Raw genomic sequence first — 23,244 nt, forward strand, 5'->3', positions numbered from 1 at the left:
CATGCCGAATTCGATCGAAGGAAAGCCCGTGCACGCAGACCGGCCCCGCCGCTTCGCCAGGAACGACCGATGAGGCGCGCACTCGGCGGGGTGGCGATGGCTCTGGCGCTCTCCGCCTGCGCCGGCGGGTACCGGCCGGTCAGCGACACGCCGGTCCGGATCGGCCGGCCCTATATCGTGCGCGGTCGCACCTACGTTCCGGCCGCCCAGCCGGCCTATGACATGCTCGGCTATGCCACGGTTTATGGTGGCGAATCGGGTAACCGCACCGCGCTGGGCGAGAAGTTCCGGCCGCGCTGGCCGACCGCGGCGCATCGCACGCTGCCGCTGCCCACCTATGTCGAGGTAACCGCGCTCGACAGCGGCGCACGGATCGTCGTGCGCGTCAACGACCGCGGCCCCTTCGCGGGTGGCGATGCGCAGATCATAGACCTGTCTCGCGGCGCCGCAGCGCTGCTCGGGATCGGAAGCGGACATGCACCCGTCAGGGTGCGCGTCGTCGACCCCGCCGAACGCGACCGCGAACGCCTTCGGCGCGGCAAGGCAGCCGCCCCGCTCCCGCCCCTGCCGCAAGCCACGGTGCGCGCCCTTCGTGCGCAGCTGGCTGCCGGATAGCTCACGCCCCGTCTGCCGGCCCGACGGGAAACGACAGCCGCATTGCACTGAAGCCGAAGCATTAAATTTATTTGTTATACGAACGTAACGTAATCGCCTCAATTCGGACCTAGCGGGCGTCGCCAGCGGCAGAGACCGCATCGCTTGCTTCCTTGGGGGACATCATGAACTCGACGCTTACGTCGCGGGCCTGCCTGCGGCGTTCCGACCGCGCATCCGCGGCCCACCGCACCTGCGCCTCGCTTCTCGCGCTGACGCTGGCCGGATTGCCCGCCGCCGCGCTGGCCCAGCAGGAAACCGTGCAATCGCCTGCCGAACGCGCCGAAGAGGCGCGGGAGAAAAGCGTCAGCGAGGCGATCACCGCCGACATCGTCGTCAACGGCCGGCGCGACCGCAGCGCCGTCGCAGAGGAAAAGGCCGCGATCGCCACGATCGACATCGTCACCACGGGCGACGTCGCGATCAATTCGCAGACCAACGTCACCGATCTCGCCCGCCGCCTGCCCGGCGTTTCCGTTTCCCGCGATCAGGGTCGCAACCAGAGCGCCACCGGCGAAACGCAATACGCCACGATCCGCGGATTCGACGCCAGCTACAACAGCTATACGCTGGACGGCGTCCGCCTGCCGCAGACGTCGGGCAGCAATCGCGCGATCTCGCTGAACCTCTTCTCCCCTTTTGCGATCGGTGCCATCGTCGCCGACAAGACGCCGGGTGCGGACAAGGATGCCGACTCGATCGCGGGCAACATCGACCTGCGCACGCCAACCGCCTTCGATTTCTCGACCGGCTTCGTCCGCGCGCGCACCGTCGCGCAAGGGGCACAGCTGGCGATCGATCGCAAGCAGGGCGGCTGGGGCGGCATGGTCGGTATCGACAGCGCGCAGCGTTTCGGATCGTCGAACCAGCTCGGCGTCTATCTCGCCGGCTATTTCGAGGAGCGCAGCAACGCCGCCGAATCGACCGCGGTCCAGAACGACTACAAGACGACCGCTTTCAACGTCGGCACCGCGCGCGCCAACGGCAATGCCCTTTCTGCGGATGGCGTGCAGTGGAATTTCTACAACAACCGTATCCGCCGCTACGGCGCGAGTGGGTCGTTCGACATGCGGACGGAGCCGGTCGACCTCTATGCGCGCGTCAACTACGCGACCTATCTCGACACCAATACGATGAACCAGACCGGCCTGCGCAACGAGCTGACCGCGGGCCAGACCAACCCCAATCCGCGGCGAACGCTGAGCAACGGCAGCACCACCACCGCGTATAATGCGGCGGGCGTGTACACGCCGTACGGCATCAATCCGGCCAGCTATTTCCGCACCGAGGATGTCGATCAGGGCCTCTTCTCCGCGCAGATCGGCGGCAAGGCGCGTTGGAACGGCTTCACCGCGGCGCTGGAGGGCGCCTATGCGGACGGGCATTTCAACCAGCCCAAACGCATCGAGGCGGCGTTCCGTGGAATCGCCTATAACGGCGCAACCGGCAACACCGGCGCCGCGACGGAAGGGCTGACCGTCGACCTGTCCGACCCCCGCTCGCCGCGACCGGTCCTCTCGAGCGCCGCCGCAGCCTATGTCGGCTCGCTGGACCGGCCGACGCAGCTCTACATCCAGCAGGGCTATGACTATCTCGCCGAGACGAAGAAGACGCTGCGCGGAAGCATCGGCTGGAGCGGCGAGGGGCTGGTGCGCGGCATCGGCGTCGGCGGCCTGTACGAGGATTCGCATCGCACCGGCCGCAGCCTTGCCCCGGATCCGACCCGCTACCGGTTCCTGACGCCGCTGCAGGCGGGCACGGTCCAGGGGCCGACGATCAACCAGTATTTCGGCGAGGTGCTGACCGATTTCCTGGACTATTATCCGCAGCGCCCGATCAAGGTTCTGTCGAGGAGCCAGCTCGACGCGCAGGTCAGCCAGTATGTCGACCTGACCAAGGTCTCGCCGACACTGATCAGCCAGGGCCTGCTCGACGGCACGGAGACGCGCAAGGCGCTCTACGCCACCGCAACGCTCGGCTATGGCACGTTCGAACTGGTGCCGGGCATCCGCTACGAGGACAACCGCTTCGCCGCGCGCTACTTCCTGTCCGACGCGGACGGGGCGCGGTTCGTCGACGCGGGCCGCTCCTATCACCACGTCGATCCCAGTCTGCTCGCGACGTGGCGTCCGAACGACGCGCTCGTCGTGCGCGGCGCGATCCGATCCAGTTACGCCCGGCCCGCCTTTGACCAGCTTGCCGGCCCGACGCAGATTTCGCGCGACGCGGCGACCAACGCGATCCTGTCGATCACCCAGCCCAATCCGAACCTGAAACCCGTCGAGGCATGGAGCTACGATCTCGGCTTCGACTATTATGCGGGCGTCGGCCGCTACCTGCAGGTCGCGGCCTATCACAAGGATCTGCGCAACGTGCTGGTGCCGACCGGCACGCGATCGGTCGGCGAGACGCTGGACGGCATCGTCTATATCCGCCCCGCCAACGGTGGTCGTGGCAACGCCACGGGGATCGAGGTGTCGGGCCGCTACACGATCGGCGATCTCGTCGCGTCGCGCATGCTCGGAGGATTCGGCGTCGGCGGCAATGTTACCTGGCAGCGGACCCGGGCGACCTATACGATCGCGGCGACCGACATACGCACCACGCAGCTGCCCCAGGCGCCCGACCTCGTCTACAACGCCGAACTCTTCTATGCGACCGGGCCAATGCGCGCCAACCTGTGGTACAATTGGACGAGCCGCATCCTGGCGACGGTGCAGGACAGTCAGCCCGACATCTACATCCAGCCGGTCGGCGAGCTGAATGCCGGCCTCGCCTTCGAGGCGACCGACACGCTGGAGATCGGCCTGTCCGCGCGCAACCTGCTCGACCAGCATGCGCTGTGGAGCACCGTCGGCGAACCGCAGCGCTATATCGCCAACGACCGCAATGGGGGCTTCCTCAAGACCGGCCGCGTCTTCCAGTTCAGCCTGACCATGAAGATGTAACGCAGGCGTAATAAGGTATAGGGGCGGACGGGGTGCGCCAGCGCCCTGTCCGCCTTGCCGTTTTTCCTGCTTTCCGGAGCCCTGTCGACGATGTTCCTCCTGCTGCTCGCCGCGCTGTCGCAAGCCGCCCTGTCCCGGCCCGCGACGACGGCCCCGGCCGCCGCGCAGACGACACCGCACCGGCTGCTGCTGGAGCGCGTCGTGATGGTGATGCGGCACGGCGTGCGCGCGCCGATCGATGGCGAGGTTCCGGCCGACACGCACACCGGCGCGCCCTGGCCACACTGGCCGGTCGCGGCGGAGCAGATGACGCCGCACGGTCTCGCGGCGCTGGAGCTGCGCGGAGCGGACGACCGCGCCTGGCTCGACCGCAGCGGCCTGTTCACGCCGGGCCGGTGCCCGGCCCCGACGACCGTGCGCATCCACAGCAACGTCAGCCAGCGCACGATCGACAGCGCAAACGCCTTCGCGCGGGGCTTCGCCCCCGGCTGCGGCCTGACGGTGGATCACCAGGCGGCCGGTACCGTCGACCCGCTGTTCGAGCCTCTCCGCGACCGTAACGCCCGCTTCGATGCCGCGGCCGCCATGGCATCGATCGATCTCCACACCGGCGGCATGGACGCGCTGACGCGGCGACACCGGGCGGAGCTCGACGCACTCGACCGCGTGCTCGACTGTCCGCAGCGCGTCGCCTGCACGCCCCGCGACGCGGCATCGGTGCGTGCGAGCGCGGACGGCCGAAGCATCGTGCTGACCGGCCCCATCCGCCGCGCATCGGGCATCGCGCAGGTCCTGCTGCTGCAATATGTACAGGGCATGCCCGCGGCGCAGGTGGGCTGGGGTCGCGTCGACGCGGCCGCACTCAAGCGGCTCGGCGCATTGCATGCGGCGCTCTTCGATGTCTTCACGCGTGCGCCCTATATGGCGGCCAAACAGGCAGGCCCGCTGGCCCGCGCGATGCTGGCGGCGCTGGAAGCGCATGGGGACCGGCGGCTCGACCTGTTCGTCGGCCACGACACCAACGTCACCGCCTTGGCCGCAGCCTTGCGCGTCGACCTCTCTTCGCCCGACTATGCGACGGGCGACGTGCCGCCGGACGGCGCCCTGGTGCTGACGCTGCTGCGCGATCCCGCCACCGGCGCGCGGTTCGTGCGCACCAGCTATCGCGTCCAGCCGATCATGGCACTGCGGTACCTCCAGTCCGGCATCGACGACGTCGTGCTGCGCGTACCTGGCTGTTCCGCGACCTGTCCGCTGGATCGGTTCGCGACCTTGCTGATGATGCGCACCGCCGCCGCCGGCTGAGGCTTGTCAGTGGAAGATCATAACGGAGGCGTATACAATTATTTGATCCACATCGCTCCGGCGCGGACCCAATCCATAGTAACATAGTTTTGCTGCGGCCCCCTCCACACGAAGGTGACCGATGGCGACGACGCTTCCGATGGACCGGTCCGGCGCCGCGCCGGATCGCGATGAAACACGCCGTGCGCGCGGCTTCCTGCAGGCGCTCAACTTCTTCATGGCCGACATGCAGGCGGGTATCGGCCCGTTCCTGGGCGTCTTCCTCCAGCAGCGCGGCTGGCAGACCGGACCGATCGGCACGGTCATGACGGCAGGTGGCGTCGCCGGCATGATCATGACGGTCCCCGCCGGCGCGTTCATCGATCATACCGAGCGCAAACGCTGGGTGGTGGTGATCACCGGCATCTGCACCGTGCTCGCCTCATTCCTGATCCTGTGGTCGCAATCGGGATCGTCGTCACCGTCAGCCAGGTCGCCACCGCGATCGCAGGCGCGGCGATCGGGCCGGCGGTGACGGGCATGACGCTGGGCATCGTGCGACAAAAGGGCTTCAACGCGCAGAACGGCCGCAACCAGGCGTGGAACCACGCCGGCAACATGGTGGGCGCCGGCCTGTCGGGCTATCTCGGCTGGAAGTTCGGCATGCCAGCGATCTTCTACCTCGCCGCCGCCTTCGGCGTGCTCGCGATCACGTCGGTACTCCTGATTCCCGAACGCGCCATCGACCACAAGGCGGCGCGCGGGCTCGAGAAGGACGAGGACGGCGACGGGGACGGCGACGGGGACGGGGACGACGCCACCGACGGCAAGGCGGAGGGGTTCAAGACCCTGCTCTCGAACAAGCCGATGCTGATCCTCGCCGCCGCTCTTGCCTGTTTCCACCTCGGCAACGGCGCGATGCTGCCGCTCTACGGCCTCGCCGTGGTGGGGGCGGGCAAGGGCAATGCCGCAACCTTCACCGCCACCACCGTCGTCGTCGCGCAGGCCGTGATGATCGTGACCAGCCTGATCGCCATGAAGATGGCGGCGGGTCGCGGCTATTGGCTGGTGATGCTGATCTCCTTTGCCGCCTTGCCCGTGCGCGGCCTGCTCGCGGGCAGCTTCATCGAACATTGGGGCGTCTGGCCGGTGCAGGCGCTCGACGGCATCGGTGCGGGGTTGCAGAGCGTTGCGGTGCCGGGCCTCGTCGCCTGCCTGCTGAACGGCACGGGGTGCGTCAACGTCGGCCAGGGCGCCGTGATGACGATCCAGGGCGTCGGCGCCAGCCTGTCGCCCGCGATCGGAGGGTGGCTCGCGCAGTTGCTAGGCTACAAGGCGGCCTTCTTCATCCTCGGCAGCTTCGCACTGGTCAGCCTGGCGCTGTGGATCGGTTTTGCGGCGACGTTGCGTCCCGCCTGCGCCGGCGCCCGCAAGGAAGCCGCGCGATGACCGGGTCGATCGCCTGGGTGCATATCGGCGACCTGCATCTGGAGTCCGCCGCGCCGGAGAACCTTGAGCGGCTTGCGGACATCGTCGCCGAAGTTGCGGACAATCTGGCGGGAGAGGTCGATCTCGTCTTCCTTCCGGGCGACAATGCCAATCACGGCGAGGCGTCGGACTATGCCGCGATGTGCGCGACCCTGGGCGGACTGCCCGCCGGTCTGCCGTGGCGCATCATCCCCGGCGACCATGACTATGAACCCGGCGACCTGCGCGCCTACGAAGCCGCCGTACCCGAAGAGAATCGACCCGAAGGCGAGACGATCGGCACGCACCGCTGCATCTATCTCGACATCGTGTCGGCGGGACATGGCGGCCCGGACTTCCGCCTGACCATGCATCATCGCAACCGGCTGCGCGAGGAACTGGCGACGGCAGCGGCGCTGGGGCAGGTCCCTTTGGTCTTCATGCACGCCTTCCCCTGCGACCTTGCCGCGGATGGTGACGAAATCGCGCGCACCTTCGCCGCGGCGGGGGTCGCCTTCGTCGATACCGGGCACACGCACTACAACGAACTGCTCAACGACGGCGCCGTGATCTATGGTGCGACGCGCTCGACGGGCCAGATCGAAGAGGACGGCGGGGCGCACGGCTATACGATCGTCGCCGTCCACGATCGCGTGCCCAGCTGGCGCTTCCGCCGTCTGGGCGCGCCCTGGCCGCACGTGCAGATCGTGTCGCCCTGCGACCTGCGGCTGGTGACGCGACCGCACGATCCGACCCAGGTCGCGCGCCCCGGCGCGGTCGAGATCGTGGCGCGCGTCTTCGGGGATGTCGCGACCCCGGCGCTGCTGACGGTCGACGACGGCGCATCCATGGTGATGGCGCGTGGTGACGACGGATGCTGGCGCGCCCGCGTCGTCCTTCCCGCGGGTCGCCACGCGATCTGCGTGCGGGCGGGCGGGGGCGAGGACAGGATCGACCTGCTCGTCCGCCCCGCCGACCAGACGCCGAAGCGTTTCGGGCTGGTCGCCCCCGGCCATAGCTGCCACAGCATCGGCGCATGGCCGGTGGCAGGGATCGACGGGTTCCAGCTCGGCCCCAACCGGAACGGGGGAAAGCCGTGATCCTGGCCACGGGTGCGACCTGGGGGGTCGCGGGCCTTGCTACCGCCGGCGTGATCGTGCGGCCGATGCGCTGGCCGGAATGGATCTGGGCGGTCGGCGGCGCGGCGCTGCTCGTCGTCACCGGCCTTGTCCCCGTGGCGGCGGCGGGCGGCGCGATCGCCAAGGGGCTCGACGTCTATCTCTTCCTGACCGGCATGATGCTGCTGAGCGAGGCCGCGCGCGCGCATGGCGTCTTCGACTGGATCGCGGCGCTGGCCGTCAATCGGGCGGGCGGCTCGACACCGCGGCTCTTCACGCTCGTCTATCTGACCGGTGTCGTCGTCACCACGTTCATGTCGAACGACGCGACCGCGGTCGTCCTGACGCCCGCGGTCTTCGCGGTGGCGCGCCGGGCGGAGGCCAATCCGTTGCCGCTGCTGCTCGCCTGCGCCCTGATCGCCAACGCGGCCAGCTTCGTCCTGCCGATCTCAAACCCCGCCAATCTCGTCCTGTACGGCGGGCATATGCCACCGCTCGGCCAGTGGCTCGCCTCGTTCGCGCTGCCGTCGCTCGCGTCGATCGGCGTGACCTATATGGTGCTGCGGCTCGTCGAGCGGTCGCGGCTGCAGGGCGCCTGCGCCTGCGACGTCGAATCACCGACGCTGAGCCGCGAGGGCAAGGCCGCGCTTGCCGGGATCATCGCGACGGCGGTGCTGCTGCTGGCGGTTTCCGCGCTCGACATCGAACTCGGCCTGCCGACCGCGCTCGCGGGCATCGCCACCGCCTTGTTCGTGTCCGTCATCGCGCGACGATCGCCGCTGGCGCTGGCCCGGGACGTGTCATGGGGCGTGCTGCCGCTCGTCGCGGGGTTGTTCGTGCTGGTCGAGGCGCTCGATCGTACCGGGGTCATCGGTCGCGTCGCGCAGATGCTGCGCGACGCCAGTGCGCATCCGGTCGAGGGGGTAGCCTGGGCGGGTGCGATCCTCGCCTTCGCGTCGAACCTGATGAACAACCTGCCGGCCGGCCTGATCGCCAGCACCGCGGTCGCGCAGGCGCACCCGCCGCGCCTGATCGTCGACGCGCTGCTGATCGGTGTCGACCTGGGGCCGAACCTGTCCGTGACGGGTTCGCTGGCGACGATCCTGTGGCTGCAGGCGATCCGGCGGGAGGGCGAGGACGTCGGGTTCTGGCGTTTCCTCCGCGTCGGCGCGGTCGCGATGCCGCTCGCGCTCGTCGCGGCGCTGGGGGTGCGACTGGCTCTCGGCTGAGGCGGGCGGCCGTCCCGGTCGCCCCCCTTCCCGACCACCCCCTACAGACCGCCGGGTCAACCCAGCCGCGCCAGGACCTGCGTCTGCCCCGGTATGTCGACACGAAACGCAAAAACGTTGCCCGCCTCCGGCTGCGCCGCGCGCTCGGCCTCGCTCAGCCCCTTGCTCGCGCTGGTCGCATAGGCGGTCATCAGGTCGGGACCGCCGAGCGCGACCTTGGTGATGTTGGCCGCGGGCATGCGCACCTCGGTGCGCAGGCTGCCGTCGGGCGCGTAGCAGCGTGCCGCCCAGCCACCCCAAAGCCCGAGCCAGACGTTGCCGGCCGAATCGATCGACACGCCGTCGGGCCAGCCGTGCGCCGGATCGATGCGCGCGAATTCGCGGGGACTGCCGGTCGTGCCGTCCGGCTCGATCGGCACGGCATGGATGATCCCGCCCAGCGTATCGACGTGGTAGAGGGTACGGCCGTCCGGGCTCACGCCAGGACCATTGGTGATCGCTACCGCGGGAATGGCGGTGGTGGTGACGCGCGCGCCGTCGAACCGATGGACGCGGCCGGTCACCTGCGCCTCGCCGTCGTCCATCGTCCCGAACCAGACGATACCGTCCGGCGCGACGGTCGCATCGTTCAGGCGATTGCCGGGCAGATCGGGCTCGGGATCGTGCAGCGGCGTGAAGCTGCCGTCCGCAGGATCGAAGCACGCGATCCCGGTCTGCAGCCCGGCGAGCAGACGGCCGTCGGCCGCGGGAAGCACCCATCCAACCTGGGCGGGTGCGTCCCAAAGATCGGCGTCGCGACCTTCGATGAGGCGGTAGACACGCTGCTGCTTGATATCGACGAACCACAGACAGCCGCGCCGCGCATCCCATACCGGGCCCTCGCCCAGCGTCGCATGTCCCCGCCACACGGTGCGCACTTCGCTCATCGAAACTTCCTCTCTCACCGACCCGACGTTGTTGTGGTTCGCCGGGTGCCTTCCTATAGACGCTCCTATATCATCAAATAAGTCAGACAGAAGTGGAGACCGTCGTGAGTGAAGCCGACCCCCAGCAGAGCTTCCGCGGTGTCGAGGCCGCAACCGGCCAGCCGCTCGAACCCGCCTATGCGGTGAGCACGCTCGCCGACGTCGATGCGGCCTGCGCCGCGGCGGACGCGGCCTTCGATGCCTATCGTGCCACCGATGCGGAGGCGCGCGCCGCGTTCCTGGAGGCGATCGCGGAGGAGATCATGGCGCTCGGCGACGCTTTGCTCGATCGCGCCGCAAAGGAAAGCGGCCTCCCGCTCGCACGCCTGACCGGCGAGCGTGGCCGTACGGTCGGCCAGCTCAAGCTGTTCGCGGAGGTGGTACGCGCCGGCCGCTGGCGCGGTGTGCGGGTCGATCCCGCGCAGCCCGATCGGCAGCCGTTGCCGCGCCCTGACCTTCGTCTCCGCATGATTCCCGTCGGCCCGGTGGCGGTGTTCGGCGCATCCAACTTCCCCCTCGCCTTCTCCACCGCCGGCGGCGACACCGCGAGCGCCCTGGCGGCAGGGTGCCCGGTGGTGGTGAAGGGTCATCCCGCGCACCCCGGCACCGACGCGATGGTCGCCGACGCTATCCGCGCGGCGGCCAAGCGCACCGGCATGCCCGACGGCGTATTCGGCCATGTGCGCGGACCCGCCAACGATCTCGGCGCGGCGCTGGTCGCGGACCCGCGCATCGCGGCGGTCGGATTCACCGGTTCGCGCGCCGGCGGCCTGGCGCTCGTCCGCATCGCGCAGAGCCGCGACGTGCCGATCCCCGTCTATGCGGAGATGTCGAGCATCAACCCCGTAGTACTGATGCCGCACGCGCTCGCCGATCGCGGCGCCGCGCTCGGCACGGCTTTCGTCGGATCGCTGACGATGGGCGCCGGGCAGTTCTGCACCAATCCGGGGCTGTTGCTCGCGGTGGAGGGGCCCGGTCTCGACGCCTTCGTCGTGGCGGCGCAGGAGGCGCTGGCCGCACACGACCCGCAGCCGATGCTGACCGGCGGCATCCGCCAGGCGTTCGCGCATGGCACCGCGGCGCTCGCCGCCAATCCGCAGGTCGACGAACTCGGTGCCGGCCGCACCGGCGACGGCGTGGCGCGCGAAACGGCGCGCTTCTTCTCGACCACGTCGGATGCGTTCCTCGCCGACGAGTCGATGGGGCACGAAGTGTTCGGCGCCTCTTCGTTGCTCGTCCGTTGCGCGGACATGGCGGCGCTCGCCAAGGTGCTCGCGACGGTTGAGGGGCAGCTCACCGCGACCTTGCACATGGACGCTGAGGACCGCGCCGCCGCCGCGCCCTTGATCCCGATCCTGGAGCGGAAGGCCGGCCGCATCCTCGCCAATGGCTGGCCGACGGGTGTCGAAGTCGCGCATGCGATGGTGCATGGCGGCCCGTTCCCTGCAACGTCTGATGGCCGCACCACCTCGGTTGGAACGCTGGCGATCGACCGCTATCTCCGCCCCGTCTGCTACCAGGACCTGCCCGCAGACCTGCTGCCGCCCGAACTGCGCGACGGTGCCGCGGGTCCCAGGCTCGTTGACGGCAAGGCGGAATAAGCATTTGTCCCCCTCCCCAGGCCGGAGGGGGACGCAACGGGTTGACCCGGCAGCCAAGCAGAAGATATTGTCTAACAAATAGGGAGAGGAGCATCTGCGCCGGTGAGCGACGCCTGTATCGCGATCGACTGGGGAACGACCAACCGCCGCGCCTATCTGCTGGGCGCGGACGGTACGATCCGCGATTCGATCCGCGACGATCGCGGCGTGCTGGCGATGGCGCCCGACGGCTATCGGCGGGATATCGCCGCGTTCCGCAGCCGCTGGGGCGCCCTGCCGGTGATCGCGGCCGGAATGGTCGGCTCGACGCGCGGCTGGCACGAGGCCCCCTATGTCCCCGCTCCGACGGACCTCGATGCGCTCGCCGCGGCCTGCCTGCGGCTCGACGGCGATGTGGCGATCGTCCCGGGCGTCGCGCTGACCGGACCGCGCAGCGACGTCATGCGCGGCGAAGAGGTCCAGGCGCTCGGTGCGGTCGCTGCCCGCCTCGTTCCGGCCGATGCCCTGCTCGCGCAGCCCGGCACGCACAACAAGTGGATCAGCATGCGGGGCGGCCGGATCGCCGATTTCGCGACCGCGATGACGGGCGAACTTTTCGCGCTGCTGAAGGGGCATGGCATCCTCGCAGGCATGCTCGACGGTGCGGTTGCCGATGGCGGAGCCTTTCGCGCCGGCATCGCCCGGGGCGTAAAGGCGTGCGATCTCGCGACCGCCCTGTTCGAGGTCCGGGCCGGCGTCTTGCTTGGGACACTCGCGGGGGAGGACGCCGCCGCCTTCGCCAGCGGCGTGCTGATCGGCGCGGACGTCGGCGCGCGCAGCGATGTGTCCGGCGCTACCGTGCACCTGCTGGCGACCGGCGCGCTCGCCGATCTCTATGCCGCCGCGATCCGCATCTGCGGCGGCACGACGGTAACGATCGACAGCCAGGCTGCCTTCGCCGCCGGCGCCCATGCTCTTTGGAAGCGGATATGATGACCGACCTTGCCGATCGTTACCGGGCAGCCTTCGCCGCCTGCCCCCTCATCGCGATTTTGCGCGGCCTGACTCCCGAGGAAGCGCCCGCGATCGGCGATGCGCTGGTGGAGGCGGGCATCACGCTGATCGAGGTGCCGCTCAACTCGCCGCGACCGCTCGACAGCATCCGGTTGCTCGCCGACCGGCTGTCCGGGCGCGCGCTGGTCGGCGCGGGGACGGTACTGACCGAGGGCGCGGTCGCCGATGTCGCGGCCGCCGGTGGGGCGTTGATCGTCTCTCCCAACACCGATCCGATCGTGATCCGTGCCAGCGCCGCGCGCGGGCTGATCTCGCTGCCCGGCTACTTCACGCCGAGCGAGGCCTTTGCGGCGCTGGCGGCGGGCGCGACCGCGCTGAAACTCTTCCCCGCAGAGGGCGCCAGCCCCGCGATGCTCAAGGCGCAGCGTGCGGTGTTGCCCCGCGACATCGCCGTGCTCGCCGTCGGCGGTGTTTCGCCGGAGACGATCCCGGCCTGGCGCGCCGCCGGCGCCGACGGATTCGGGCTCGGCTCCAACCTCTACCGCAGCGGCAAGGCCGCCGCCGATGTCGCGGCGGATGCCGCGCGTTTCGTTTCCGCCATCAAGGATCCGGCATGACCTCTACCCGCCTCCTCCAGCATCGCGGCGTCGACGGCCGTCGTCGGGTCATCCTGTCGGACGCCGACGGCAGCCGCTTCCTCAACGGTGTCGACAGCACGCTGGCCCTCGCCCGCGCCGCGATCGCGGACGGCGTCACGCTTCTCGGGGCCGCCCGTGCGCGGGCGACCGACGACCGTATCGACCTCGATGCGGCGCTTGCCGACGGCCACCTGCTTCCCGCGATCGACCATGACGACACGGCGCGGCTGACGCTCGCCGGGACCGGGCTCACCCACCTCGGTTCCGCCGAGGGGCGCGACGCGATGCACAAGGCGGCGGCGTCCAGCGACACGCCGACCGATTCGATGCGCATGTTCCTGGAGGGCGTCGAGGGCGGCAAGCCGGCCGCCGGCACGGTCGGCCAGCAGCCGGAATGGTTCTACAAGGGCGATGGTCTGGCGCTGGTCGGCCCCGGCCAGCCGCTGACGTCGCCTTCCTTCGCGCAGGACGGCGGCGAGGAACCGGAACTCGCAGGCATATACCTGATCGGGGATGACGGCACGCCCTTCCGTCTCGGCGTCGCGCTCGCCAACGAATTCAGCGACCATGTCACCGAGCGGCACAATTATCTGTGGCTCGCGCATTCGAAGCTGCGCCAGGCGGCGCTGGGCGCCGAGCTGCTGATCGGCGACGTGCCCCGCGACATCCGCGGCACCAGTCGCATCCTCCGCGATGGCCAGACGTTGTGGGAGAAGCCGTTCCTGACGGGCGAGGACAACATGTCCCATACGCTCGCCAATCTGGAGCATCACCACTTCAAATATGCCGGCTTCCGCCGCCCGGGGGATGTCCACGTGCACTTCTTCGGCACCGCCACCCTGTCCTTTTCCGATCAGGTCCGGACGCAGCCGGGTGACGTCTTCGAAATCGAGGCCGCGCCATTCACGCTGCCGCTGCGCAATCCGCTGGCGGTCGCCGGGGACGCGCCGGTCGCGGTGCGCGTGCTGTGAGCGGGCCGATCCGCCTCGCACTCGTCGGCATGGGCAAGATCGCGCGCGACCAGCATCTGCCCGCGATCGCCGCCGATCCGCACTTCGAACTCGTCGCGACGGTCAGCCGCCATGGCGGCCCCGAAGGCGACCTGCCCTTCTTTCCCGATATCCACGCGCTCGCCGCCAGCGACGTTTCGGTCGATGCGGTCGCGCTGTGCACGCCGCCGCAGGTCCGCCGCGCCATTGCCGAGACGGCGATCGCGAAGGGCTGGCACGTCTTCCTGGAAAAGCCGCCCGGCGCGACGCTGGCGGAGGTGGAGTCGCTGCGCCTTGCTGCGGAGGCCAGGGGCATCAGCCTCTTCGCCAGTTGGCATTCACGCTATGCGCCAGGCGTCGAACCCGCGCGGGCATGGCTCGCCGGCAAGACGCTGCGCGGGGTGACGATCACCTGGCGCGAGGACGTGCGCGTCTGGCATCCCGGACAGGCCTGGATATGGCAGCCGGGTGGCTTCGGCGTCTTCGACCCCGGGATCAACGCGCTGTCGATCGCGACGCATATCCTGCCGCGGCCGTTCTTCGTCGAGGAGGCGGAACTCGACGTACCGTCAAATTGCGCGGCGCCGATCGCGGCAAGGATCGCCTTTCGCGACACCGCCGATGTGCCGATCGCGATGGATCTCGATTTCCGCCAGGAAGGACCGCAGAGCTGGGACATCGTCGTCGAGACCGAGTCCGGCACGCTGACGCTCGCCAAGGGCGGATCGGAACTGTCGATCGGGGGCGGCGAGATCCCGGTGGCGGAAGACGCGCTGCATGGCGAATATCCCGGCCTCTATGCGCGCTTCGCGGAGATCGTCGCGGCGGGCGTTTCCGACGTCGATGTCGCGCCCCTGCGCCATGTCGCCGATGCGTTCCTGCGCGGGCGCCACGTCAGCGTCGACCCCTTCTTCGAATGATCCCGCGAGGGAACGGCGCGACGACGACGCGCCCTTCCCTCCTGGCACGGATCGCCCGATCGAGCGAACGCGCGGCGCTACGCCGTCCGTACCAGGAAGAGACGCATCACTCCTCGCCCGTCGCGCTGGCAGCGCGCGCCTTGTCGGGCGTCGTGCCCATTCCCGCGAACGGCGTCAGCCGAAAGACAATGCGGGTGGGCTCGGCGCTGGTGCGATAGCGGGGCAGCGGCTCGCCGACCGCGCTCCACTGCGTGTCGCCGCCGACGCCCCATTGCGTCGCGTCGACGAGCAACGTGACCTGACCGTGCGGCACGACATCCGTCGACTTCCAGCGACCCGGCGCGTGACGGTCGAGATCGGCATAGGGAAAGGCGAGAGCGTTCATCATCAGGGGCGCATCGCCCTCGACGCGCAGCCCCATGGCGCCGGCGCCCGCAGCACGCGACACTTCCATCCAGCGGACGTCGACCTTGTTGCCGGTCTCCTGCGGCCGGATGAAGTCGTGGTTCTGATCGGCGATCCGGCCGCGCCATAACCCGATCGGTGCGCTGGCCTTGCGGTCGACATAGCTTTCGTGCGGTCCGCGCCCGTACCATTCCACCGTCTCGAAGTCGGTCGGCATGGCGAAGGCGAGACCGACGCGGAACGGGGGCGGCAGATCCGACCTGCCCGGGAGCAATTGCCCGCTGACGGCCACGCTGCCGTCGACGGCCATGCGGTAGCTGGTGGTAAAGGTCGCCGCTCCGTCGCCCAATGCGTAGGTGACGGTCACCGTATCGCCCGCCGCGCGGATCGCGCGCACGGTGCGCGTCTCGCTCATCGCCTTCCATACGGCCAGCTTCCGATCGACGCCGATGCCGATGTCGTTGTCGGTCACCGCACGCCAGAAATGCGGTTGTCCTCCGGTCACCAGCGGACGTCCGTCGAGCGCGTAGCGGCGGATCAGGCCGGTCGTACGATCGATCTGCAGTTCGGCACCCCGGCTGGCCATCACGAAGGCACCGTCCCGCTCCGTGACGGCAACCATGCCGCTCGGCATGACGAGCCGCTCGCTGGCCATGCCGGGTATGGCGAACTGCTCGAACCCGACCAGCGTCCCCCCGGCGACCCCCGGCACCGCGCCCTCCCTGGCGCGTACGTTGACCGTCACGAAATATTCCGCGCCCGGGGCCAACGCATGGCCCGCGAGTGGCAGCGCGATCGACTCGGCGGCGCGTGCCGGCGTGGTGAGCGGCGGCAGCTCGCCCTTGGCGACCGGCACGCCATTCTCTTCCAATGCCCAGTCGAAGGTGAAGCCCGACAGGTCGCGGAAATCATGGCGGTTGCGCACGGTGACGCGGCCGTGCACCGGGTCGAAGCCGTCGAACTGCACGGGTGCGTAGACCTTGCGCAATTCGTACAGTTGCGGGTTGGGCGTGCGATCCGACTGCAACAGGCCATCGCCGAATTCTATGTCCCCGCCCGGGTTCGGCCCATATTCGCCCCCGTCGCCCCAATAGCGCCGTCCATCCTTGGTGTAGCGGTACATGGACTGATCGACCCAGTCCCAGACGAAGCCGCCCTGCAGCTTGTCCGGATGGGCATAGATCGTATCCCAATATTCCTTCAGGTCGCCACCGGACTGGCCCATCATGTGCGCATATTCGCACTGGATCATCGGCTGCTTGAACGTCCAGTTCGTTGCATAATCCGCCATCTTGACCGCAGGATCGTACATCGGCGCGTAGATGTCGGCGAACCAGTTGGGCCGGTGGTCGTGCCCCCCGTCCCAGGTCCCCCAGCCGAGATAGCTGATCAGCCGCGACGGATCGCGTACCCTGGCCGCCGCCGCCGCCGCTTCGAAATTGGGGCCGATGCCGGCTTCGTTGCCCAGCGACCAGAAGATGATCGACGGGTGATTCTTGTCGCGTTCCACCATGTTGACGACGCGGCTGACGTGCGCATCCTTCCACGCGGGGTCGAAGCCGATCTGATAGCGCGCGCGATCGTCGGGATGCCTGTTCGCATAGTCCATGTAGGCGTGACTCTCGACGTTCGCCTCGTCCATCACATAGATGCCGTAACGATCGGCGAGTTCGTAGAGATACGGGTCGTTCGGATAGTGCGACGTTCGGATCGCGTTGACGTTGTTCCGCTTCATCAGCCGGACGTCGCGCTCCATCAGTTCGCGGCTGACCACATGGAACGTCTGCGGATCATGCTCGTGGCGATTGGCGCCGCGGATCGTGATCGGCTTGCCGTTGACGGTGACGCGCCCGTCGATGATCGCGACGGTGCGAAAACCGATCCGCAGCGGCGTCGACTGCACCAGCGCGCCCTTGCCGTCGTACAGTTCGACCAGCAACGTGTAGAGGTCGGGTGTCTCGGCGGTCCAGGGCTTCACGTTCGCAACCAGCCCGGTCAGCGTCAGCGTCCGTTCGGCCGCGCCCGCAGCGACCGGTTGCCGCCCCTCCGCGACCACGTGCGCGCCATCCGTCAGCACGTAGCGCGCCGACGTCGCCGCACCCGGCGTCACCGCCAGGTCGAGCGCGAGCGAGCCGTCGCGATATCCGTTGACGAGTCCCGCATGCACGAAGACATCACGGATCCGCGTCCGGGGGGCGGCGATCAGGTAGACGTCGCGCTCGATACCCGACACCCGCCAGAAATCCTGATCCTCCAGATAGCTTCCGTCCGACCAGCGGTGAATCTGGATGGCGATGACGTTGCGGCCCGGATGGACGAAGCGCGTGACGTCGAACTCGCTCGGCAGCTTCGAGTCTTCCGAATACCCGACCTTCCGACCGTTGACCCATATGTCATAGGCCGATCCGGCAGCGCCGATATACAGCAGGACGTCGCTGCCCGACCAGCTGGCCGGCAGGTCGATGTCGCGTCGGTACGATCCGACCGGATCGGCCGCGTGCGGAATGAGCGGCCGGTTCGCGGGAAACGGATAGGTGATATTGTTGTAACGCGGCTGATCGAACCCCTCGGCCTGCCAGTCGGCCGGGACCTTGATCGTCTTCCAGCTCGTGACGTCATAGGCTGGCTGTTCGAACCCGGTCGGCGTCCGGTCCGCATCGGGCGACAGCGCGAATTTCCACGTGCCGTTCAAGGATATGAAGCGGTCGGATCGCGCGATGTCGGCCGCGATCGCCCTTTCGCGGCTCTCGAAGGGGAAGCCGGTGGCCCGGGCGGGCAGCTTGCCGACATAATTAATCGCCGGGTTTTCCCAGGCCGGCCGGCTCGGGTCGATCTGCACGGGCTGTACCCGTGGTGCGTCGTCCTGCGCCTGCGCGATGCCCGTGGCCAGGCCGATCAGTCCCACCCCCGCCAGGATCAGTGCCCGCATAGCCCCCTCCCCGATTGCCGGACCCAGTACGGCTCCTATGTCTGACAATAGACGATCTCGAAGCCCGATCAACCCGTGGGTGACCGCCTGAAATGAAAGGGGCGCCCCGCCAGGTTGGCGGAACGCCCCCTTTTGCCTCGCCGTCGGGAGCGGCGGTCAGTGATTGTCGCGCGGTAGCCCCATGGTCTGCGCGATGCGCTGATACTTCTCCGCGCCCTCCAGGATCGCGCCCGTGTTCATCTGACCGACGACGGACCGCTGGATTTCCTGCCAGGGCGTCTGCGACGCCGGATAGGGGTAGCCGCCCGCCGCCTCGAGCGCCGCGCGGCGTTCAGCAAGTTCCTCGTCCGGGATCAGCACGTCGACCGAGCCCTTGTTGAGGTCGATGCGGACGCGGTCGCCGGTGCGGAGCAGCGCGAGGCCACCCATTGCCGCCGCCTCAGGCGAGGCATTGAGGATCGACGGGCTGCCGCTGGTGCCGGACTGGCGGCCATCGCCGACGCACGGCAGCGCATGGACGCCTTCGGTGATCAGATAGGCGGGCGGACGCATGTTGACGACCTCCGCCGCACCCGGATAGCCGACGGGCCCGGCGCCCCGCATGAACATCAGCGTCTGCGGCGTGATGCCGAGCGCGGGATCGTCGATACGGTGATGGTAATCCTCCGGGCCGTCGAACACCACCGCCGGCCCCTCGAACGCACCCGGATCATCCGGGTTGGACAGGTAGCGCGTCCGGAATTCCTCGGAGATCACGCTGGTCTTCATGATCGCGGCGTCGAACAGATTGCCCGACAGGACGATGAAGCCCGCCCGCTCCTTCAACGGCCGGTCGAACGGGCGGATCACCGCCTCGTCCTCGATCCGCGCGTCGCGGCAATTGTCGCCCATCGTGCGTCCGTTGGCCGTGATCGCGTCCTCGTGGATCAGCCCCTGCGCCATTAGCTGGCTGACCACCGCGGGCACGCCGCCGGCCCGATAGTAATCCTCACCCAGATATTCGCCCGCCGGCTGCAGGTTGACGAGAAGCGGCACGTCGTGTCCCTGCTCCTGCCAGTCGGTCAGCGGCAGGTCGACGCCGACATGACGCGCCAGCGCGGCCAGATGGATCGGCGCGTTGGTCGACCCGCCGATCGCCGAGTTGACGCGGATCGCGTTGTGGAAGGCCTGCTTCGTCAGGATGTCGGACGGCTTCAGGTCCTCGTGCACCATGTCGACGATGCGCTTGCCCGTGCGCCACGCCACTTCCTGGCGGTCGCGATAGGGGGCCGGGATCGCAGCCGACCCCGGCAACGACATGCCCAGCGCCTCCGCGAGGCTGTTCATCGTCGTCGCCGTACCCATGGTGTTGCAATAGCCGGTCGAGGGCGCCGAGGAGGCGACGAGGCGGATGAATTCCGCGTCGTCGATCTCGCCGGCGGCGAGCATCTGACGCGCCTTCCAGACGATCGTGCCGGAGCCCGTCCGCTCGCCCTTGTGCCAGCCGTTCAGCATCGGCCCGACCGACAGCGCGATCGCCGGGATGTTCACCGTCGCCGCCGCCATCAGACAGGCCGGCGTGGTCTTGTCGCAACCGATCGTCAGCACGACGCCGTCGAGCGGATAGCCGTACAGCACCTCGACGATGCCCAGATAGGCGAGGTTGCGATCGAGGCCCGCGGTTGGGCGCTTGCCGGTCTCCTGGATCGGGTGGACCGGAAATTCGATCGCGATGCCGCCGGCCTCGCGGATACCCTCCCGCACCCGCTCCGCCAGCACCAGATGGTGCCGGTTGCACGGCGACAGGTCGCTGCCCGTCTGCGCGATACCGATGATCGGCTTGCCGGAGCGCAGTTCCTCCAGGCTGAGGCCGAAATTGAGATACCGCTCCAGATAGAGCGCCGTCATGTCGATGTTCGCCGGATTGTCGAACCAGGCGCGACTGCGCAGTTGCTTCGGGGCGTCGCCCATCTGGGCATCGGTGGTCATGGATAGGCTCCGGTCAGCGCGCCACGGAGACGCGATAGATCATGCGGTGGTGATAGGGCTTGCCCGGGTCGACGCGGGCCGATCCGAACGCGGGGTGATTGGGGGTGTCCGGAAACTTCTGCGGCTCCAGCGCGAAACCGTCGCCCATCCGATAGACGTGGCCCTGCTTGCCGACGATCGTCCCGTCGAGGAAATTGCCCGAATAGAATTGCACGCCCGGCTCCGTCGTCAGCACCTCGAGCACGCGTCCCGACGCGGGGTCCTCGACGCGCGCCGCCAGCTTCGGCTGCGCGGTAGAGCCGCTGTCCAGGACGAAATTGTGATCGTAACCGCGGCCGATCACGATCTGCGGATCGCGTCCGTCGCGCACGTCCTGACCGATGACGCGTCCGCGCGTGAAGTCGAACACCGTCCCTGCCACGGCCTTCATCTCGCCCGTGGGGATCAGCTTGTCGTCCACCGGGGTGTAGCGCGCGGCGGGCACCGTCATCCGCTGCGCATAAATTCCCCCTGCCGATCCCTCACCGGCCAGGTTGAATAGGGCGTGGTTGGTCAGGTTGACGATCGTCGGCGCGTCGGTTTTCGCCTCATAGTCGATCGTGAGCGCCCCCGTATCGTCCAGCGTGTAGGTGGTCGTCACCTCCAGCTTGCCGGGATAGCCCTGATCGCCCGCAGGGCTGGTCATCGCCAGCGTCACGCTCGCCTGCGGCCCCTGACGGACCGAGACGATCCGCCACACCGCCTTGTCGAAGCCGGTCGTGCCGCCGTGCAGCGAATTGGTCTTGTCGTTGAGCGGCAGCTGATAGGTCTTGCCGTCGAGCACGAACCGACCGCCCGCGATGCGGTTGGCGTAGCGGCCGACCGTCTGCCCCCAGAAATTCGGCTGGGTGACATATTCCGACGCCGTATCGTGGCCGAGCGTGATGTCGGCCACCTTGCCGTTGCGATCGGGCGCCTCGAACGCCTGCAGCGTCGCGCCGAGCGTCATGATGCGCGCCTTGACCCCATTGGCGCCGGCCAGCGTCACGGCCTCGATCTTCGTTCCGTCCGGCAATTGACCGAAGGCGCCGCGCGTCGCGGTGGCGGCGGAGGCCGCTCCGGGGATCGACAGACTCGCTAGCACGGCGGACGACAACAGCGTGGCAACCTTTCGCATCGTTCTCCTCCCGACCGGCCGTTTCCTGATTGACCGTGTCTAGGACGGCTTATAGTCAGACATATAAGAGCGCAAGCGATTGTGCCGGGGGATACCAGACTTGATGTCCGCCCGGCCGCAACAGCGCCGCGTTGCCAAGGAGAGGATCATGCCCGGACCGATGGTTGCCAACACCGCAGCGAGAGGGGGGACGGGCTCTTCGGCGTCCTATGGCCCCGCGCTCGCGCTGCTCGCCTCCCTGTTCTTCATGTGGGGCTTCATCACCGTCATCAACAACACGCTGCTGCCGCACCTGCGCAGCGTGTTCGAGCTGAACTATTTCCAGACGGGCCTGATCGAGTCGGTATGGTTCATCGGCTATCTGCTGGCCTCGATCCCGGCCGCGAAACTGATCGAGCGGATCGGCTATCAGCGTGCGTTGACGGCGGGCCTGGGCGTGATGACGATCGGCTCGCTCGGCATGATCCTGGCGGCGTCGCTGGTGTCTTATGGCATCACCGTCGCATCGCTGTTCGTCGTTTCATGCGGCATCGCATTGCTGCAGGTTGCGGCGAATCCGTATGTCGCGGTGATCGGCCCGCCGGAAAGTGCCGAGGGGCGACTGACGCTCGTCCAGGCCTTCAACACGACGGGTGACGTGCTCGCGATCATCTTCGGCAAATATCTGATCCTCGCCCGCACCACGGCGGGCACGGCCGCTCACGGCACGCAGCTCACCGCCGCGCAGCGCATGGCCGACGCGCAGGCGACCGAACTGCCCTATCTGATCGTCGCCATCGTGCTGGCGCTGCTTGCGGCCCTGATCGCCCGCGCGAAGCTGCCGGCGCTTGGCGCTGCGACGCAGCGGGTCAATGCGGAGGATCGCAAGGGCCTGTCGCTATGGAACCATCGCAACCTGGTCCTCGGCTGCGTCGGGATCGCGCTGTGCGTGCTCGGCGAGATCGGCGTCAGCAGCTATTTCATCAACTTCGTGTCGCAACCCGACGTCGCCAACCTGACCCAGGAACATGCGGCGTCGTACCTGCTGTTCTTCTGGGCGGGAATGATGGTCGGCCGCTTCGCCGGCGCCGCGCTGATGCGCAAGATCGCGCCGCAGCATGTGCTCGCGCTATTCTCCCTGATCGCGCTGGCCGGCACGTTGACCGCGGCCTTCGTGACGGGTCCGGCGGCAATGTATGGCCTTATCGTGTCGGGCCTCGGCATCTCGATCATGTTCCCGGCGATCTTCGCACTGGCGATCCGCGGTCTGGGCCCCCTCACCGAGGAGGGATCGGGACTATTGATCATGTCGATCGCGGGCGGTGCGCTTGCGTCGATCCAGGGCAAGATCGGCGACACCTATGGCCTGCACTGGGGCTTTCTGATCCCGGCGGCGTGCGCGCTCTACGTCTTGTCCTATGCGCTCTGGGGCTCGAGACCGACGAACGCGCTGCCCGACCAGCAGCTGTAAGCGTCCCCGGATCGACGATCGCGCCGAGGCCGCACTCCCCGTCATCTCGGTCTATCCCGGGGTGGCGTGGGCAGATGGACGGTGCGCGTTGGCAATGTGGCCGACCCTTCCGGCGAACAGCGTCGCATAAAGATATAAAGATATCTTTATATCTATCTTGACGTGGCGGCGAGCATCACCGATGCTTGGGCGGTCGAAGGTTCTTCGGTCGGGTCCGCCCGCGCCGGAGCTAAGACGGGAAGCCGGTGCGCCTCCGGGCAAGGCCGGCGCTGCCCCCGCAACTGTAAGCGGCGAGCGGCTGGTCGATCATGGGTCACTGGGCGCTCGCGCCCGGGAAGGCCGGACCAGTCGCAAGGACCCGCGAGCCAGGAGACCTGCCTTCCGACGCGATAACGTCCACCGGCGGGGTGCCCGGTCTGGCCGCCTGTCCGCGTGCGGTCGCCGGTCGGCGCCCGCCTGCGGCCGCCTGCCGGCATCCGTCGACGGGAGCGCGCGTCCGATTCCATCCCCGCCCTTCTTCGGGGTATAGG

The 23,244-nt window shown here is 68.5% G+C and carries 17 protein-coding genes and 1 riboswitch; of the genes, 13 read left to right on the plus strand and 4 right to left on the minus strand.

Annotation, left to right across the window (positions count from 1 at the left end; all coding sequences use genetic code 11):
* Positions 1 to 69: 69 nt before the first annotated feature.
* The 7 genes from IQ292_RS02605 to IQ292_RS02630 all read left to right on the plus strand — a co-directional run bounded on the left by IQ292_RS02605 (position 70) and on the right by IQ292_RS02630 (position 8,700).
* Complete coding sequence (locus IQ292_RS02605; protein ID WP_203308733.1) at positions 70 to 615, plus strand: septal ring lytic transglycosylase RlpA family protein; 546 nt, start codon at positions 70 to 72, stop codon at positions 613 to 615.
* A gap of 164 nt (positions 616 to 779) precedes the next feature.
* Positions 780 to 3,602 (plus strand): TonB-dependent receptor, encoded by a 2,823-nt coding sequence (locus IQ292_RS02610; RefSeq protein WP_203308734.1) that lies wholly within the window; start codon positions 780 to 782, stop codon positions 3,600 to 3,602.
* Positions 3,603 to 3,692: 90 nt separating this feature from the next.
* On the plus strand, positions 3,693 to 4,907 hold the full coding sequence (locus tag IQ292_RS02615) for a histidine-type phosphatase (protein WP_203308735.1): 1,215 nt from the start codon (positions 3,693 to 3,695) through the stop codon (positions 4,905 to 4,907).
* 121 nt (positions 4,908 to 5,028) lie between these two features.
* Entirely contained in the window at positions 5,029 to 5,421 is a 393-nt protein-coding gene (locus IQ292_RS17580) for an MFS transporter (RefSeq protein ID WP_238940722.1), read from the plus strand.
* Positions 5,343 to 6,335, plus strand: coding sequence for an MFS transporter (locus tag IQ292_RS02620; RefSeq protein WP_338057570.1), 993 nt, complete (start codon positions 5,343 to 5,345; stop codon positions 6,333 to 6,335). The genes IQ292_RS17580 and IQ292_RS02620 overlap by 79 nt, the downstream gene beginning before the upstream one ends.
* Positions 6,332 to 7,453 carry a metallophosphoesterase family protein gene (locus IQ292_RS02625; protein ID WP_203308736.1) on the plus strand — a complete coding sequence of 374 codons (1,122 nt, stop codon included), beginning with the start codon at positions 6,332 to 6,334 and terminating at the stop codon, positions 7,451 to 7,453. The genes IQ292_RS02620 and IQ292_RS02625 overlap by 4 nt, the downstream gene beginning before the upstream one ends.
* Positions 7,450 to 8,700 (plus strand): SLC13 family permease, encoded by a 1,251-nt coding sequence (locus tag IQ292_RS02630; RefSeq protein ID WP_203308737.1) that lies wholly within the window; start codon positions 7,450 to 7,452, stop codon positions 8,698 to 8,700. The genes IQ292_RS02625 and IQ292_RS02630 overlap by 4 nt, the downstream gene beginning before the upstream one ends.
* Positions 8,701 to 8,756: 56 nt before the next feature.
* On the opposite strand, the gene IQ292_RS02635 is transcribed toward IQ292_RS02630, so the two are convergent.
* Positions 8,757 to 9,626, minus strand: a complete 870-nt coding sequence (locus tag IQ292_RS02635) for an SMP-30/gluconolactonase/LRE family protein (RefSeq protein WP_203308738.1) — start codon at positions 9,624 to 9,626, stop codon at positions 8,757 to 8,759.
* A 104-nt stretch (positions 9,627 to 9,730) separates the two neighbouring features.
* Between IQ292_RS02635 and IQ292_RS02640 the strand changes: the two genes are divergently transcribed.
* The 5 genes from IQ292_RS02640 (at position 9,731) to IQ292_RS02660 (ending at position 14,806) form a co-directional block, all read left to right on the plus strand.
* Positions 9,731 to 11,266, plus strand: a complete 1,536-nt coding sequence (locus IQ292_RS02640; RefSeq protein ID WP_338057571.1) for an aldehyde dehydrogenase (NADP(+)) — start codon at positions 9,731 to 9,733, stop codon at positions 11,264 to 11,266.
* A gap of 102 nt (positions 11,267 to 11,368) precedes the next feature.
* Positions 11,369 to 12,238 (plus strand): 2-dehydro-3-deoxygalactonokinase, encoded by an 870-nt coding sequence (locus IQ292_RS02645; protein ID WP_203308740.1) that lies wholly within the window; start codon positions 11,369 to 11,371, stop codon positions 12,236 to 12,238.
* Entirely contained in the window at positions 12,238 to 12,876 is a 639-nt protein-coding gene (locus tag IQ292_RS02650) for a 2-dehydro-3-deoxy-6-phosphogalactonate aldolase (RefSeq protein ID WP_203308872.1), read from the plus strand. Before IQ292_RS02645 ends, IQ292_RS02650 begins: the two co-directional genes overlap by 1 nt.
* Positions 12,873 to 13,868, plus strand: a complete 996-nt coding sequence (gene araD1 / locus IQ292_RS02655; RefSeq protein ID WP_203308741.1) for an AraD1 family protein — start codon at positions 12,873 to 12,875, stop codon at positions 13,866 to 13,868. The genes IQ292_RS02650 and araD1 overlap by 4 nt, the downstream gene beginning before the upstream one ends.
* Entirely contained in the window at positions 13,865 to 14,806 is a 942-nt protein-coding gene (locus tag IQ292_RS02660; RefSeq protein ID WP_203308742.1) for a Gfo/Idh/MocA family protein, read from the plus strand. The genes araD1 and IQ292_RS02660 overlap by 4 nt, the downstream gene beginning before the upstream one ends.
* Before the next feature lie 106 nt (positions 14,807 to 14,912).
* Here IQ292_RS02660 and IQ292_RS02665 read toward each other — a convergent pair whose 3' ends face one another.
* The 3 genes from IQ292_RS02665 to IQ292_RS02675 all read right to left on the minus strand — a co-directional run bounded on the left by IQ292_RS02665 (position 14,913) and on the right by IQ292_RS02675 (position 21,264).
* The gene (locus IQ292_RS02665; RefSeq protein ID WP_203308743.1) at positions 14,913 to 18,140 is read right to left on the minus strand and encodes a glycoside hydrolase family 2 TIM barrel-domain containing protein; all 3,228 of its coding nucleotides are present in this window, start codon (positions 18,138 to 18,140) and stop codon (positions 14,913 to 14,915) included.
* A gap of 156 nt (positions 18,141 to 18,296) precedes the next feature.
* Positions 18,297 to 20,090, minus strand: a complete 1,794-nt coding sequence (locus tag IQ292_RS02670; RefSeq protein WP_203308873.1) for an IlvD/Edd family dehydratase — start codon at positions 20,088 to 20,090, stop codon at positions 18,297 to 18,299.
* 31 nt (positions 20,091 to 20,121) lie between these two features.
* On the minus strand, positions 20,122 to 21,264 hold the full coding sequence (locus tag IQ292_RS02675; RefSeq protein ID WP_203308744.1) for an aldose epimerase family protein: 1,143 nt from the start codon (positions 21,262 to 21,264) through the stop codon (positions 20,122 to 20,124).
* 148 nt (positions 21,265 to 21,412) lie between these two features.
* On the opposite strand from IQ292_RS02675, the gene IQ292_RS02680 reads away from it, so the two are divergent.
* The gene (locus IQ292_RS02680; protein WP_203308745.1) at positions 21,413 to 22,714 is read left to right on the plus strand and encodes a sugar MFS transporter; all 1,302 of its coding nucleotides are present in this window, start codon (positions 21,413 to 21,415) and stop codon (positions 22,712 to 22,714) included.
* Between the two features lie 180 nt (positions 22,715 to 22,894).
* Positions 22,895 to 23,110: riboswitch (cobalamin riboswitch) on the plus strand.
* The last annotated feature ends 134 nt before the right edge of the window (positions 23,111 to 23,244 follow it).

Origin of the sequence: Sphingomonas beigongshangi (assembly GCF_016820445.1) — a bacterium.
Classification (GTDB): domain Bacteria; phylum Pseudomonadota; class Alphaproteobacteria; order Sphingomonadales; family Sphingomonadaceae; genus Sphingomonas; species Sphingomonas beigongshangi.